Source organism: endosymbiont of Galathealinum brachiosum (genome assembly GCA_003349885.1).
Classification (GTDB): Bacteria; Pseudomonadota; Gammaproteobacteria; order SZUA-229; family SZUA-229; genus SZUA-229.
Genome location: QFXC01000011.1, coordinates 506,799 through 519,411, shown reverse-complemented (window position 1 = coordinate 519,411; position 12,613 = coordinate 506,799). Strand labels below are relative to the sequence as shown.

At 39.7% G+C, this 12,613-nt stretch carries 16 protein-coding genes and 2 tRNA genes; 7 read left to right on the top strand and 11 right to left on the bottom strand.

The window, feature by feature from the left end:
- Window positions 1–2 precede the first annotated feature (2 nt).
- From DIZ80_10805 to DIZ80_10795, 3 genes are all read right to left on the bottom strand, one after another.
- A tRNA-Asp gene (locus DIZ80_10805) sits at window positions 3–79 on the bottom strand.
- A gap of 2 nt (window positions 80–81) precedes the next feature.
- Window positions 82–157 (bottom strand) — tRNA-Val (locus DIZ80_10800).
- A gap of 77 nt (window positions 158–234) precedes the next feature.
- Window positions 235–855, bottom strand: a complete 621-nt coding sequence (locus DIZ80_10795) for a DTW domain-containing protein (protein RDH82757.1) — start codon at window positions 853–855, stop codon at window positions 235–237.
- A gap of 101 nt (window positions 856–956) precedes the next feature.
- On the opposite strand from DIZ80_10795, the gene DIZ80_10790 reads away from it, so the two are divergent.
- The 5 genes from DIZ80_10790 to DIZ80_10770 all read left to right on the top strand — a co-directional run bounded on the left by DIZ80_10790 (window position 957) and on the right by DIZ80_10770 (window position 4,084).
- Window positions 957–1,316 carry a hypothetical protein gene (locus DIZ80_10790; GenBank protein ID RDH82756.1) on the top strand — a complete coding sequence of 120 codons (360 nt, stop codon included), beginning with the start codon at window positions 957–959 and terminating at the stop codon, window positions 1,314–1,316.
- Between the two features lie 58 nt (window positions 1,317–1,374).
- The gene (locus tag DIZ80_10785) at window positions 1,375–1,656 is read left to right on the top strand and encodes a hypothetical protein (protein ID RDH82755.1); all 282 of its coding nucleotides are present in this window, start codon (window positions 1,375–1,377) and stop codon (window positions 1,654–1,656) included.
- Window positions 1,657–1,691: 35 nt separating this feature from the next.
- Window positions 1,692–3,167, top strand: a complete 1,476-nt coding sequence (locus DIZ80_10780) for a 4-hydroxy-3-polyprenylbenzoate decarboxylase (GenBank protein RDH82754.1) — start codon at window positions 1,692–1,694, stop codon at window positions 3,165–3,167.
- A 6-nt stretch (window positions 3,168–3,173) separates the two neighbouring features.
- Entirely contained in the window at window positions 3,174–3,476 is a 303-nt protein-coding gene (locus DIZ80_10775) for an SET domain-containing protein-lysine N-methyltransferase (GenBank protein RDH82753.1), read from the top strand.
- Between the two features lie 83 nt (window positions 3,477–3,559).
- The gene (locus DIZ80_10770) at window positions 3,560–4,084 is read left to right on the top strand and encodes a hypothetical protein (GenBank protein RDH82752.1); all 525 of its coding nucleotides are present in this window, start codon (window positions 3,560–3,562) and stop codon (window positions 4,082–4,084) included.
- Between the two features lie 61 nt (window positions 4,085–4,145).
- Here the strand turns inward: DIZ80_10770 and DIZ80_10765 are convergent, their stop codons facing one another.
- Complete coding sequence (locus DIZ80_10765; GenBank protein ID RDH82751.1) at window positions 4,146–4,337, bottom strand: hypothetical protein; 192 nt, start codon at window positions 4,335–4,337, stop codon at window positions 4,146–4,148.
- A 7-nt stretch (window positions 4,338–4,344) separates the two neighbouring features.
- The gene (locus tag DIZ80_10760) at window positions 4,345–4,602 is read right to left on the bottom strand and encodes a glutaredoxin (protein ID RDH83154.1); all 258 of its coding nucleotides are present in this window, start codon (window positions 4,600–4,602) and stop codon (window positions 4,345–4,347) included.
- A 124-nt stretch (window positions 4,603–4,726) separates the two neighbouring features.
- Between DIZ80_10760 and DIZ80_10755 the strand changes: the two genes are divergently transcribed.
- On the top strand, window positions 4,727–5,764 hold the full coding sequence (locus DIZ80_10755; GenBank protein RDH82750.1) for a CDP-6-deoxy-delta-3,4-glucoseen reductase: 1,038 nt from the start codon (window positions 4,727–4,729) through the stop codon (window positions 5,762–5,764).
- A gap of 5 nt (window positions 5,765–5,769) precedes the next feature.
- Complete coding sequence (locus DIZ80_10750) at window positions 5,770–6,213, top strand: thioesterase (protein ID RDH82749.1); 444 nt, start codon at window positions 5,770–5,772, stop codon at window positions 6,211–6,213.
- Window positions 6,214–6,295: 82 nt separating this feature from the next.
- Here the strand turns inward: DIZ80_10750 and DIZ80_10745 are convergent, their stop codons facing one another.
- The 6 genes from DIZ80_10745 to DIZ80_10720 all read right to left on the bottom strand — a co-directional run bounded on the left by DIZ80_10745 (window position 6,296) and on the right by DIZ80_10720 (window position 12,430).
- The gene (locus DIZ80_10745; GenBank protein ID RDH82748.1) at window positions 6,296–7,561 is read right to left on the bottom strand and encodes a heme biosynthesis protein HemY; all 1,266 of its coding nucleotides are present in this window, start codon (window positions 7,559–7,561) and stop codon (window positions 6,296–6,298) included.
- Window positions 7,561–8,730 carry a hypothetical protein gene (locus DIZ80_10740; protein RDH82747.1) on the bottom strand — a complete coding sequence of 390 codons (1,170 nt, stop codon included), beginning with the start codon at window positions 8,728–8,730 and terminating at the stop codon, window positions 7,561–7,563. Before DIZ80_10740 ends, DIZ80_10745 begins: the two co-directional genes overlap by 1 nt.
- Window positions 8,731–8,756: 26 nt before the next feature.
- Complete coding sequence (locus DIZ80_10735; protein ID RDH82746.1) at window positions 8,757–9,599, bottom strand: hypothetical protein; 843 nt, start codon at window positions 9,597–9,599, stop codon at window positions 8,757–8,759.
- On the bottom strand, window positions 9,592–10,521 hold the full coding sequence (locus DIZ80_10730; protein ID RDH82745.1) for a hydroxymethylbilane synthase: 930 nt from the start codon (window positions 10,519–10,521) through the stop codon (window positions 9,592–9,594). The genes DIZ80_10735 and DIZ80_10730 overlap by 8 nt, the downstream gene beginning before the upstream one ends.
- A gap of 125 nt (window positions 10,522–10,646) precedes the next feature.
- Window positions 10,647–11,393 carry a DNA-binding response regulator gene (locus DIZ80_10725; GenBank protein ID RDH82744.1) on the bottom strand — a complete coding sequence of 249 codons (747 nt, stop codon included), beginning with the start codon at window positions 11,391–11,393 and terminating at the stop codon, window positions 10,647–10,649.
- Entirely contained in the window at window positions 11,390–12,430 is a 1,041-nt protein-coding gene (locus DIZ80_10720; GenBank protein RDH82743.1) for a sensor histidine kinase, read from the bottom strand. Before DIZ80_10720 ends, DIZ80_10725 begins: the two co-directional genes overlap by 4 nt.
- Window positions 12,431–12,613: the final 183 nt, after the last annotated feature.

The window sequence follows — 12,613 nt, the reverse complement described above, 5'->3', positions numbered from 1 at the left end:
TATGGCGGACCGGACGGGATTTGAACCCGCGACCTCCGGCGTGACAGGCCGGCATTCTAACCAGCTGAACTACCGGTCCGTTGGTGGGTGATGAGGGAGTCGAACCCCCGACATTCGCCTTGTAAGGGCGACGCTCTACCAGCTGAGCTAATCACCCACAATTAGCTCTTTCTGCAAAGAGGCGCGCAGTCTATATGATGCTCGACTTATTTTCCATAACTATCTGAAAAAAAATCACAATTTATCTAAATAATTTTTTAAATAGGTCCTCTCACCCATTTTTTCTATTTGAAAATCAATCATTTCTGCAAACAGATCCAGTAAGGGCTGATAAGCCTGAGAATTGTATTCCAGCGCCCTTAGAGAGATGACAATGCTCTCTATTGTTGATAAATAACCATCTTTTGGCGCCTTTCTAATTCGGTAATTAGAAAATTCTTCCTCTGTTAACCTTAAAACAGGTAATTTATGCAAAAGAGGCTGTAGTTCCCATATTTTTTTCGCTTTACGCCAGGTTGCATCAATCACAATCAAATACTTCGGATTCCATCCATCCTTATTTTTCCATTTTTTATTTAATTCAATAGCATCTTTAGATGGATACAGCACAGCAACCTCAGATTTATGCTTTATTAAGAAATCATTAAATTCTTCATGTTGACTAAAGTCCTCAGCGGTCCATCGTTGATACTTCTGTAAGCCCAGTTCTGCTATGATTGCACTACCTTTTGGGTTATTACGCTCATCCGGGTGCTGCAGTACCACTATTTTTATTTCATTCGGCTGTTTTTCGATGCGGCCACACAGGCAGGTGATTTTTGCGCGGCGACACTGATAGCAAAACGCACGGGACATTATTTAATACTCCATCAGAGAACACTTCTGAATTACTTATATTCAAACAGGCAGATAATTATACCCTGCCATTAGTAAAATCATTTTATAAAAAAAATGGTATGCGGGCCCAGGCTCCTAAAGGCGACTTTATATACATCGCCACTTTAAATAATGTGATAGTTGCTGCTCTGAGACTACACCCCGTTAACAACTTTTATCTTTTACGGAGCATGTGTGTAAGTGCTGATATGCGCCGAACGGGGATAGGAAGCGCCCTTCTTAAGCACATACAACCACAGCTTAGTGATCTACAATGTTATAGCTTCCCCTACACGCACTTGTCAGACTTTTATTCAGCCGCTAATTTTATAAGTTATGATGTCGATTCTGCTCCAGAAGCTATTTCCGACAAATTTAACCGTTACCTGAAAAATGGAAAAAAAATCTGCTTAATGAAACACCGGCACAATCCTGCTTAACTCATTCTCAGGTCATGCTAAAATATCGACACTTTTTAAACTTAAACACAGGTCTATTATGTTTGATGTAAATGAATATTTTGATGGCAAGGTCAAATCACTGGCTTTTAAATCAGGCGATGACAAGGCGACAATGGGCGTTATGGCTGCAGGTGATTATGAGTTTGGCACCAGCTCAATTGAACATATGACATTAATCAGTGGCGAAATGTCCGTTAAATTACCAAACGAAGATAACTGGCGAGAAATTGCTATAAACGAAATGTTTATCGTTGAAGCAAATGTTTCTTTTCTTGTCAAAACTGCTTGTGATACAGCTTACCTCTGCATATACAAATAACCCTGCCCTATAAACTACTTATTTAAGCCTGACTTATGAAATATAAAGATCTCCGTGATTTCATTACACAGCTCGAACAGAAAGGTGAGCTTAAACGTATAAACGTTGAAGTTGACCCCTATCTTGAAATGACGGAAATCTGTGACAGAACACTACGCGCTTCAGGACCTGCTTTACTTTTTGAAAATGTAAAAAATTCATCTGTTCCGGTTTTAGCTAATCTGTTCGGCACACCTCAAAGGGTTGCAATGGGCATGGGCGAGGAATCAGTAGATGCATTACATGAAGTAGGAAAATTACTGGCTTTTCTTAAAGAACCTGAGCCCCCAAAAGGCATGAAAGACGCCTGGGAAAAATTACCTATTTTCAAACAGGTGTTAAATATGGCACCCAAAATAGTTAACAAAGCCGGTTGCCAGAAGAATATCATCGATAAAGAGCAAGTCGATCTTGAGCGGATTCCGGTGCAAACTTGCTGGCCTGAAGATGCTGCCCCTCTTATCACCTGGGGGCTCGTCATAACAAAAGGCCCAAATAAAGACAGGCAGAACCTGGGCATATACCGTCAACAGGTTATCAGTAAAAACCGCGTTATTATGCGCTGGCTCTCGCATCGGGGAGGTGCACTCGACTTTAAAGAGTGGCAGGAAACTCACCCGGGTGAACCTTTCCCTGTTGCAGTTGCTTTAGGGGCTGACCCTGCTACGATTTTAGGCGCAGTAACGCCAGTACCCGATAGTTTATCCGAGTATGCATTTGCAGGTTTATTACGCGGCAGCAAAACAGAGGTCACGCAATGCCTGTTATCTGACTTACAGGTGCCTGCTTCAGCTGAGTACGTACTGGAAGGTTATATATATCCTGACGATACCGCACCTGAGGGCCCCTATGGTGATCACACCGGTTATTACAATGAAGTAGAAGAGTTCCCCGTCTTCACCATTGAAAAAATCACACATCGCAATGATCCAATCTACCACACCACTTATACTGGCAGACCTCCCGATGAGCCGGCTATTCTTGGCCTGGCTCTCAATGAAGTTTTTGTGCCTATTCTCAAAAAACAGTTCCCGGAGATTATTGATTTTTATCTTCCTCCTGAGGGCTGCTCATACCGAATGGCTGTCGTTAGCATGAAGAAGCAATACCCGGGTCATGCTAAACGAGTCATGATGGGTGTCTGGTCTTTTCTACGTCAGTTTATGTACACAAAATTTATTATCGTTGTTGATGACGACATCAATACACGTGACTGGAATGACGTTATCTGGGCGATGACCACTCGCATGGACCCATCTCGAGATACCACGATTGTCGAAAACACACCCATCGATTATCTCGATTTCGCTTCACCTGTTTCCGGTCTTGGCTCTAAAATGGGTTTTGATGCAACTAACAAATTACCCGGTGAAACCAGTCGAGAATGGGGAAAACCCATCGTTATGCAAGAAGACATCAAACAAAAAGTTGATGCAAAATGGGATCAGCTAAATATATTTGATAAAGAATAAAAAATTATGACTGACGAATTATTTGTAGTTAAAGAAAGTGATATTCATGGTAAGGGATTATTTGCCAGTTGTAATATTTCTGAGGGAGATATTATAGGCATCATTAAATATAACCCTGTCGAAGAAGACGGACCATATGTGTTATGGGTTAATGAAACGCTCGGCATACAGGTGGATTGTGATTTAAAATATATTAATCACAATCCCGAACCGAATGCATGTTACTGCGAAGATTTACAGGTCATTGCCATAAAAAATATAAAAACAGGCGATGAAATAACCCATGATTACGGGGACGACTGGATATAATTTTAAAATTGTTATAACAGGGTGACGCGAATGATCACCTATATACAAAACCGTGCGGCAGTTAGTTTAAAAAGGAAGCAAAAATGAAACCCATACTCATAAGCGTATTTTCTCTACTTATTTTACTTCACTCTCAATTATCTAATGCCACTGATTCAGCAATGGACAATAACCGTCTCGGTGAACTTATTTCTCGAATTGATGCCAAACCTGATGGCCAGAAGGGTTACTGGAAAATTAAATATAAAAATATTCCCGTTTATATCATTACCTCTGAAAAAGCCAATCGTTTGCGCATTATTTCTCCGATTAAATCATCAGAGAGCCTGAGTAAAGATCAACTTTATAGAATGATGCAGGCAAACTTTGATAGTGCCCTGGATGCTCGTTACTCCATTGCTAAAGGCAAACTCTGGAGCGCATTTATACATCCACTCTCAGAATTAACAGATGAACAGTTTTTTTCTGGCCTGGCTCAAACCATAACACTGGTAAATAGCTATGGTGACAGCTACTCATCGGGTGCACTTGTATTTAGTGGTGGCGATAGTCAGGATTTAAACAGTAAAACATTTATGGATATCTTAAAGAAAGGATTGAAAATCTAGTTATGTAAACTTTATCCTGGAGACAGCGCGTCTAAATAACTGCACGCTATCCCCGAAACTTTCATTTTGAATTATAAGAAAATAAGCACTTGCGCCATTGCTCCACAGGTGCTGTTTTTATTAATTTAACATTTCGCCCAAGCTCATTCTCATACCAGCCCCGATGATTTTCCAGTGGTTCAACTGAATACCCCCACCAGCTACCGTCTGAATCCTGGGCAATAAAACGCACCCATTCAGGTACATTTATCATACTTAAATCAGGCTTCAACAAACTCATCAAGTTCATCGTCCATATGCAACATTGTCAGTTCAGAGAACCCACCAATCCACTTTCCATCTATGGCTATTTGTGGAACTGTTCTTGCTCCCTGAGTGATCTCAGACATTTCCCGTAACGCACTGTGATCGGCATCAACCATGGCTTCTTCATAAGGAATTTTCCATTTATTCAGTAAGGTTTTTGTTTTATCACAGATCGGGCAACGTGCTGTGCTATAAATTTTAACGCGGGCCATTTTCATCTTCTCCTAAAAACGAATCGCTATTATAGCAAAAATAATTAAAGCTAACTTTATAGGCTTTTACTTTGCACATATATGGTGCAAAATGTCGGGCTAAACAAGATTTTAAGGATTAATAATGTCACACAAAGTCACTGTTCATCCATCCGGTCATCAATTTGAAGTTGATGATGGCGAGGCAATTCTAGATGCTGCGATGAGACAAAACATCGAGCTCCCCTATGGCTGTCGCGGTGGTGCGTGTGGTGCCTGTACCGGTTTCGTTGTAAAGGGTAATGTTTTCTATGATGAAGACCCCATAGCACTTGATGACGACATGAAAGCGAATAAACAGGCATTATTCTGCGTATGTAAAACTTCCAGTGATCTTGAAATTAGTATTGATGAGATTGAAGGACAGGCCAGTTTTGATATAAAGCAGATAAACTGTCAAGTTCACTCTAAAGAACACCTTAGCCATGATGTTATTGCGCTTAAAATCAATCTGGATAATAACGAACGCCTACAATACCATGCAGGTCAGTACATTGAATTCTTACTAGAAGACGGAAAGCGTCGCGCTTTTTCTATTGCAAACGCACCTCACAATGATGACGTCATAGAATTACATATTCGTCACGTCAAAGGCGGCATGTTCACTGACTTTTTATTTGAGTCTATGCCTGATGATTCCAGACTTCAAATACAAGGACCTCTGGGCAGCTTTTATTTACGTGAAGACCGACATCGCCCAATTATCATGATGGGTGGCGGAACAGGTTTTGGCCCCTTAAAAGCCATGATAGAACATATTGAACATGTTGGTTTTGATCAGCCGATTCATATGTTTATGGGAGTAAGGGCATTACGTGATCTGTATATGGACGACATGGCCAAACAATGGATCAAAAACAATAGTAACCTTACTTTTACAGCTGTTCTCTCTGATCCGATGGATGAGGATAACTGGCAAGGTGAAACCGGTTTTGTTCATCAGGCCGTTGCCAATAAATTCCCTCAACTATCTGCTTTTGATATTTATATGAGCGGCCCACCACCTATGGTAAATGCTGCGGTTGATTTATTCACAACACTAGGAGCATCTAAAGACAATATGTTTTCCGATGCTTTTGAATACTCTGCAGATGCTACGCAGGCAATTGCTGCAAAAAAATAAATCATATGAAATCTTGCAAGCATTTACAGTCAGTGCTTCATAGTGAAATCCCGCTTACACGGGCAATGGAAATTTCTGTTGCCCATTGCGATGTTAACAGAGTCGAACTCACAGCACCTCTAGAGCCAAATATAAATCACAAATGCACCGCTTTTGGAGGCAGTTTATATTCTGTTGCTGTTTTATGCGGGTGGAGTTTTGTTTTCCATCAGATGAAGTTACATAATCTTACTGGTCACATTGTTATTCAACATAGTGAAGTTGATTACCTGCTGCCCGTTGATGGAGAGATAAGAGCAGTATGTGAATTAAATGATAGTAACGTTTTATCACGATTTCTAAAAACCTATCACCGTAAAGGGTTGGCGCGCATTAAATTAGAGATTAAAGTTTTATTTAATGGAAAAGATGCTTTATTATTTCGTGGCCATTATGTAGTTCATCAATAACTAACATCAAATCAGAAACAATTCTAATATCACCTGAAGATTCTGCAAGGCATAAGAGCCTTCAGACCAAAGTAATTATTTTCTACTGAATTACTTTCAATAATGGTCTAGCCGTATTATTTTCACTAGAAAGAGCCTGTTTATTATCTTCACACTGACTATCTACCGCATTCAATAAACCTAACTGGTACATCTGTTGAGACTCTTCATGCTCATCCATTTTGCTATCAAGTAATTCAGCTAATTTCAAATATGCTTCTGAGCCCGGCTTTATACCTATGCTCGATTCAAAATAACTTCTAGCTTTGCCCCATAACTGACAGTTTAAACAAAGTTTACCTAACACTAATAATAAAACCGGATTACGTGATTGACCGTGCAGCCATGTTTCAGCTGTTTCTAACTGTTTGGTACAATCCCCTACTGATAAATTAGAATACAACATGGCCAGCTCATTATCCCAACTATTACTTAACTGATTTCTAATTAAAACTTCAGCCTCTTCTGCCTTATTATTCTTTAATAAAAAACCACAATAGACATGTATTAATTCAGAATTAACTTTTAATCGTTTTGGTATTTTTTGCCAGATACGATCTGTCTTTTCACCATCTACCTGTTTGATACTACCTTTTAACATGCCGTAGTATGCTTCTATTTCATCTTTCTCAAGCTGTGATTCTTCCAGTGCTTTCATCTTACGAACATCTTCAAGTATAGGACCCAGGTTATCCCAGTCTTCAAGCTGTTGATAAGCTTTCGCCTGTAGCTTTTTCACATAACCATGTTTAGGTGAAACACTAGAAAGATGATTTAATGTTGCTAATGCCTGCTCGTACTGTTTATGACTTAACTGTAACTCAGCCTGAGTTAATCCAATAGCGATATCAGCAGATGGTGTCACTTCATGTGCCAGGCGTAAATATTCGTCTCGTCTATCATATGCAGCAACCTGCTGAGCTGACCTTGCTGCCATTAAATAATTTAATAGAGACGTATTACTGGAACCCGCCTGTTTTAGTAATATTTTTTCAGCTTGCTCAAAACGACCTTCAGACATTTCTATCAATCCTTTAACAAGAGCATCTTTTGCTCGTTCAGACTGACGATATGAATGCCTCTGACTCATGTAGTCTGGAAAATGAAGCAATCTTGAAAGGATGCGTAAAAAATAATAAAACACAAAAAAACTTGCTGCAAGAAAACCTGCCATAAAGATAAACGATGTCTCTACGGTATAATCAGCAAAACTAAATACAACATAACCAGCACCATTATAAAATGCGGTAACACCAATAATAACGGAAAGTATTGTCGCCAATAATATTGCAAGTATAATACGTTTCATTATTGCTTCTCCTGCTCTTCAGGTTTTACACCTGCTTTAGACGCTGTCTTTTTACTTTTATTTGCCACTGCAGCATTGACTGTTTTTCTCGCAGGACTTTTTATTTCCGACTGTAACATTGTCCAGGCTTTTGTTAATTCTGGCAGATCAGGGCTTAACTGTAATGCAGAGTAATCAAGTAATGTTTTTTGCATTTGCTGTATTCGATTATCCTTGTCATCATAATGCAATCTGATAATTTCATTTGCTTTTTCTATCTCATGTAAAAATTGCATCTGATTAAATCGAAGCGCAGCTAACCGCGCACCTAACAGGTAAGTTCGCAATAACTGCTCAATACCGCTTTTCTGCTCCACACTACTTGCAGCTTCTATGCTTTTCTGATGAACTTTTATATCACCAATCTGTTTTACTGTTTCAACGACAGAATCTATAAATGTTTTATCTTCTGTTTTTGGCTGTTCAACCGCATCATCCTGAGTAAACTGAATTTTTATTTCATCTTTAACTGTTTTATAAGGAAGCGATGGCAAAGAAGCAATAATCTGATCTAACGCTAATGAAATGCCGTTTACATCTGCCTGATGAATGGCATTTAAATTTCCTATATCTTTTGAGAGTTGTTCACGAATTTTAAATAAACTTAAATCACCCAGTTGCTCTAGTCTGGAATCGGCACCTTTTAGTGCGGCTATCGCTCCGCCAATATCCTTTGCAACAGCGATCCTTTGATGCGCAATTCGTAATAAATAATCTATTTCTGCAATAACCCAGCCACGCTGACTGCGATTAACCGTTTCAATTGCCTGTTGTGAAATTTTTTCTGCTTGTTCTATCTTACTGCCGACTAGTTCAATGTGCTGTTTATTGTCAGCCACTAATTTAACGTTTTCACTAAATCCAACTACAGTTTTTTCTACCTGTTCTTTTAATTCTTCTATTGATAACTGCTGGCTTTGTAAGATCGCATCCTGCTTTTTCTGTAAATCCCAAAGATAAAATGCAGCTGCCGCACTCACTCCAACAACGAGCAACATTAAAAACAATATAAAGCCGTTACCTGATGATTTCTTCTCTGATTGATTCTGTGATTCATTATCAGATGTAGACGCTTTCATATTTTCAGCATCAGAATCAATGTTTGGTACTGTACTTTCTAAGTTTGACATAATAAATTTACTTTAAAATAACCTGTTCATTTTAATGTTTTTTCAACAGCTTCAAGCATATGATGATTCATCGCTGATGACGCTAGTTGTATCGTCTTAAATCCGAGACTTTTAGCCAGCTCGAATCCTCGTGAAGATGCCACCACTAATGGTGTTTTTAATATTTCATCTTTACCCGGCCGCTCAAGCATATCATACAGATTTTGTAATGATTCATTACTGGTAACTGTAATGACACTTATTCTCTGCCCACTCCAGTCTTCACTGAGTTGCAAACGGCTTATACCTTTATCCTCTAACGGTTTAGTGCGTTTATATACCTCAGCATACTGCACCTGCGCACCCCGTTTCTGCAATTCATTAGACAGATAATCCAGGCCACCGGCCCCTCTGAATATCAGGCATTGTGTATTACTTATATATTCTGCCTGCAATTCATTCAATGCCAATAGAGAATCACTATTAAATCCATTATCTGGGCTCAGTGTCACATTGAAGCCCGATGATTTCGCTACAGCAAATGTAGCTTTACCAATGGTCGCAATTTTTGCCGTAATAGAATCCGGCTCTATCCCTGCCTGTAGTAAAGCCTTTTCAGCATACCTGACTGCATTAACGCTTATAAAAAATATCAAATCAAAACGATTTAGCGTATCTAATATTTTTTTAAGTGACTGATTTAATTCAACAGCCTGTATTTCTATACTTGGAAAAGGCAGTGAATTAATGCCTTTATCTTTTAATAAACCTATAAACTCGGCCGCCTGTTGTTGGGGCCGGGTAACCAGTACGATTTTATTACTTTCTGACATTACAGACCTGATAACGAATAATTCGGTCGATAATAACGAAATAAATAAATCAATCAATCATTCCCATTTCGCGCAATATTACATCCGCACCATCATTTAATAACTGCTCAGCCAATTGTCTACCTAAGGCTTCAGCATCCTGAGATGGCCCTCTAATATCACCTCGTACCACCTCACTGCCATCCGGGCGCCCGACCAGTCCGCGGAGATATATTTCATTATTTTCCAAAAGAGCAAATCCTGCTATTGGCACCTGACAACCACCATTTAAACGATTATTCATTGCTCGCTCTGCACTCAGTCGAGTATGAGTATCAGCATGGTTTAAGGGTGCAATTAATGACTCTATTCTTTCATCGCCTACACGACACTCGATACCAACAGCGCCCTGACCAACTGACGGTAGACTTTGCTCAGGTGTAATCCGGCCTTTAATACGTTCTTCAAATTCAAGCCTTAATAAACCAGCTGTTGCCAGTATAATGGCATCGTAATCACCATTATCGAGCTTTTGCAGGCGACTATTTACATTGCCCCGTAAATTCAGCATCTGCGCTTTAGGCATCACTTCTTTAATCTGTAACTGACGACGCAAACTGGACGATCCAATACGCGCATCTTCTGGTAATTCTTCCAGGCTCTTATAATTATTAGACACAAATGCATCAGTTGGATCTTCACGCTCCATAATAACCGGAAGGTGCAATCCATCAGGAAATACCATGGGTACATCTTTCATTGAATGAACGGCTATATCTGATTCCCCGTCAAGCATGGACTGCTCAAGCTCTTTTACAAACAGACCTTTACCACCGACTTTGGCCAGAGGCGCATCAAGAATTTTGTCACCTTTTGAAAGGATTTTAATTAACTCTATATTTATATCTGGATATAAAAGCGTTAACTGACGTGAAACTTCTTCAGCCTGCCAGAGAGCAAGGGGGCTTTTACGTGTAGCGATGCGGATGGTTTGTGACATGAATTAATCCAGACATTTAAAACAGCATATTTTAGCGCAGATTAATACTGATGCGTAGGATAACTCTTTGCTTATCTTGTTTTAGATTAATGTAGCTGAAATTTACTTCTTAATTACGCCTGCTGTTACTTATAAGTTGCCATATTCTTGATTTTTTTACGCACATGGGGCAAATGACGTCTGGATATTTCCAGTCGCTCTTCAATACCCTCTATGGTAATGACGCAATGACCTTCAGAATTTTTTTCCAGTCCATTCATAAACTGGTCAGCAACCAGTGCATTTCGATGAATGCGGGTAAATATATGATCAAACTCAGTTTCAAGCGACTTTAACGACTCTTCTATCAAACATTCATGATCGCCGGTACGTAACGTCACATACTTATGATCCGCAAGAAAATAACGAATACTTTCAATTGGCACCAGTTCAAGCGTACCCCGGGTTTTAACACAGATATGAGTGCGAACTTTTGGCTGCTCATCAATATATTTAAGCTGTTCTAACTGAGGTTTGGTCAATCGAGCAGCTGCATCCAGTGCTTCATGTAAGCGATCCTGCTTAATCGGTTTAAGCAGATAATCAACAGCATGGGTTTCAAACGCTTTTAATGCATGCTCACTAAAAGCTGTTGTAAATATGATTGCCGGGGGTTTGCTCAATCGATTCATATGATGTGCTGTTTCAATACCGTCCATACCGGGCATACGAATATCCAGCAAAACCACATCTGGCTTTAACTCCTGCGCAAGTCGTAAGGCATCTTTACCATTAGACGCATTAGCGCAAGTTTCAAAACCATTTAACTCCTGTACCAGACCAATCAATCTCTGTCTGGCCAACGGCTCATCATCGACAATCAATATATTCATATTTTTAAAGGTATTCCTATGGAAACCGTATACAGATCAGGCTCTGCATTAATATTAAATTCGGCTTCGTCTCCATACATCAGTGCCAGACGAGTCTGTATATTTGCCTGTGCCATATGATTTCCCTTGTGCCGGCTCATAGCACCATGCCCTATAACCGGATTGCTTACACTTAAGCATAGTCGATTGTTTTCAAGTTGCGCTGAAATTTTTATATTACCTCCATCAGGAAGCGGCTCAATACCATGGTAAATTGCATTTTCAACTAAAGGCTGTAAACATAATGAAGGCACTTCTATTGTCATTGCATCATCATCTAACTGCCAATCCGTAGAAAGGCGCTGATCCAGACGCAAATGTTCAATATCAAGGTAACTTGCAACGAGATCTAATTCATCACGTAATGTATGAACCGTATCTTCCTGCAAACTGGCTCTAAACAGATCGGATAAATCCTCAACCGCCTTCTCCGCTTTATCCGCATCAATATGCACCAGGCTGGCAATGGTATTCATGCAATTGAACAGAAAATGAGGCCGAATACGTGCCTTTAACGCCTGAACCTGCGCATGACTTTGTGCCTGTAAATTCGAACGCCATTGGTATTGAACATAGAAGTAACGCAGCAATACACCATAAATAATGCTACTGATAGCCATATTTCGCACAATGAAATAAATGATCTGCTGTTTACTGGGGCTGCCTGATATTGCCAGCATGTCACCTATATATATAACCAGTGCGCTGAATATAAACGTAACGAACAACATCATCACAAAACTAAATGACGCACATAAAAGTACGGTCTGTTTATTCAGCCAATTTTTTAACAGGCACAACAAACTGGCATTAATTAAACCCAACCATTGAGCAAAAAATGAAATAAATGCTAAACGCTGCCAGAAGCCTGTTTGCTCAGAAGATGCTAAAGCAAGAAGCAGTGACAGGAGCTCGACCATTAAAATCAGCATAAAAACAGCTGAAACTTCGCATAAATTCGGGATAAACCCCCGATTTGAATTCAATTCCATATCCATACTTCAGTTTAGACGATAAACGGTAGGTATGTTAATTATTACTAAGGCAGTTGTTGCACTGAAGTGGGCATTTGTCAGATTGTTAAGCTGGTGTCGCTTTACCCTGTTTTGACATTTCCCCAATGGAGATGAGCATGAACAGGGTAAAGCGACACCAGTTTACCAATCCGAAAGAATTCGTCT

Excerpts from the sequence above, each read along its gene's own strand:
- DIZ80_10795 (RDH82757.1), bottom strand. The coding sequence starts at position 855 with ATGTCCCGTGCGTTTTGCTATCAGTGTCGCCGCGCAAAAATCACCTGC.
- DIZ80_10790 (RDH82756.1), top strand. The coding sequence starts at position 957 with ATGCGGGCCCAGGCTCCTAAAGGCGACTTTATATACATCGCCACTTTA.
- DIZ80_10785 (RDH82755.1), top strand. The coding sequence starts at position 1,375 with ATGTTTGATGTAAATGAATATTTTGATGGCAAGGTCAAATCACTGGCT.
- DIZ80_10780 (RDH82754.1), top strand. The coding sequence starts at position 1,692 with ATGAAATATAAAGATCTCCGTGATTTCATTACACAGCTCGAACAGAAA.
- DIZ80_10775 (RDH82753.1), top strand. The coding sequence starts at position 3,174 with ATGACTGACGAATTATTTGTAGTTAAAGAAAGTGATATTCATGGTAAG.
- DIZ80_10770 (RDH82752.1), top strand. The coding sequence starts at position 3,560 with ATGAAACCCATACTCATAAGCGTATTTTCTCTACTTATTTTACTTCAC.
- DIZ80_10765 (RDH82751.1), bottom strand. The coding sequence starts at position 4,337 with ATGATAAATGTACCTGAATGGGTGCGTTTTATTGCCCAGGATTCAGAC.
- DIZ80_10760 (RDH83154.1), bottom strand. The coding sequence starts at position 4,602 with ATGGCCCGCGTTAAAATTTATAGCACAGCACGTTGCCCGATCTGTGAT.
- DIZ80_10755 (RDH82750.1), top strand. The coding sequence starts at position 4,727 with ATGTCACACAAAGTCACTGTTCATCCATCCGGTCATCAATTTGAAGTT.
- DIZ80_10750 (RDH82749.1), top strand. The coding sequence starts at position 5,770 with ATGAAATCTTGCAAGCATTTACAGTCAGTGCTTCATAGTGAAATCCCG.
- DIZ80_10745 (RDH82748.1), bottom strand. The coding sequence starts at position 7,561 with ATGAAACGTATTATACTTGCAATATTATTGGCGACAATACTTTCCGTT.
- DIZ80_10740 (RDH82747.1), bottom strand. The coding sequence starts at position 8,730 with ATGTCAAACTTAGAAAGTACAGTACCAAACATTGATTCTGATGCTGAA.
- DIZ80_10730 (RDH82745.1), bottom strand. The coding sequence starts at position 10,521 with ATGTCACAAACCATCCGCATCGCTACACGTAAAAGCCCCCTTGCTCTC.
- DIZ80_10725 (RDH82744.1), bottom strand. The coding sequence starts at position 11,393 with ATGAATATATTGATTGTCGATGATGAGCCGTTGGCCAGACAGAGATTG.
- DIZ80_10720 (RDH82743.1), bottom strand. The coding sequence starts at position 12,430 with ATGGATATGGAATTGAATTCAAATCGGGGGTTTATCCCGAATTTATGC.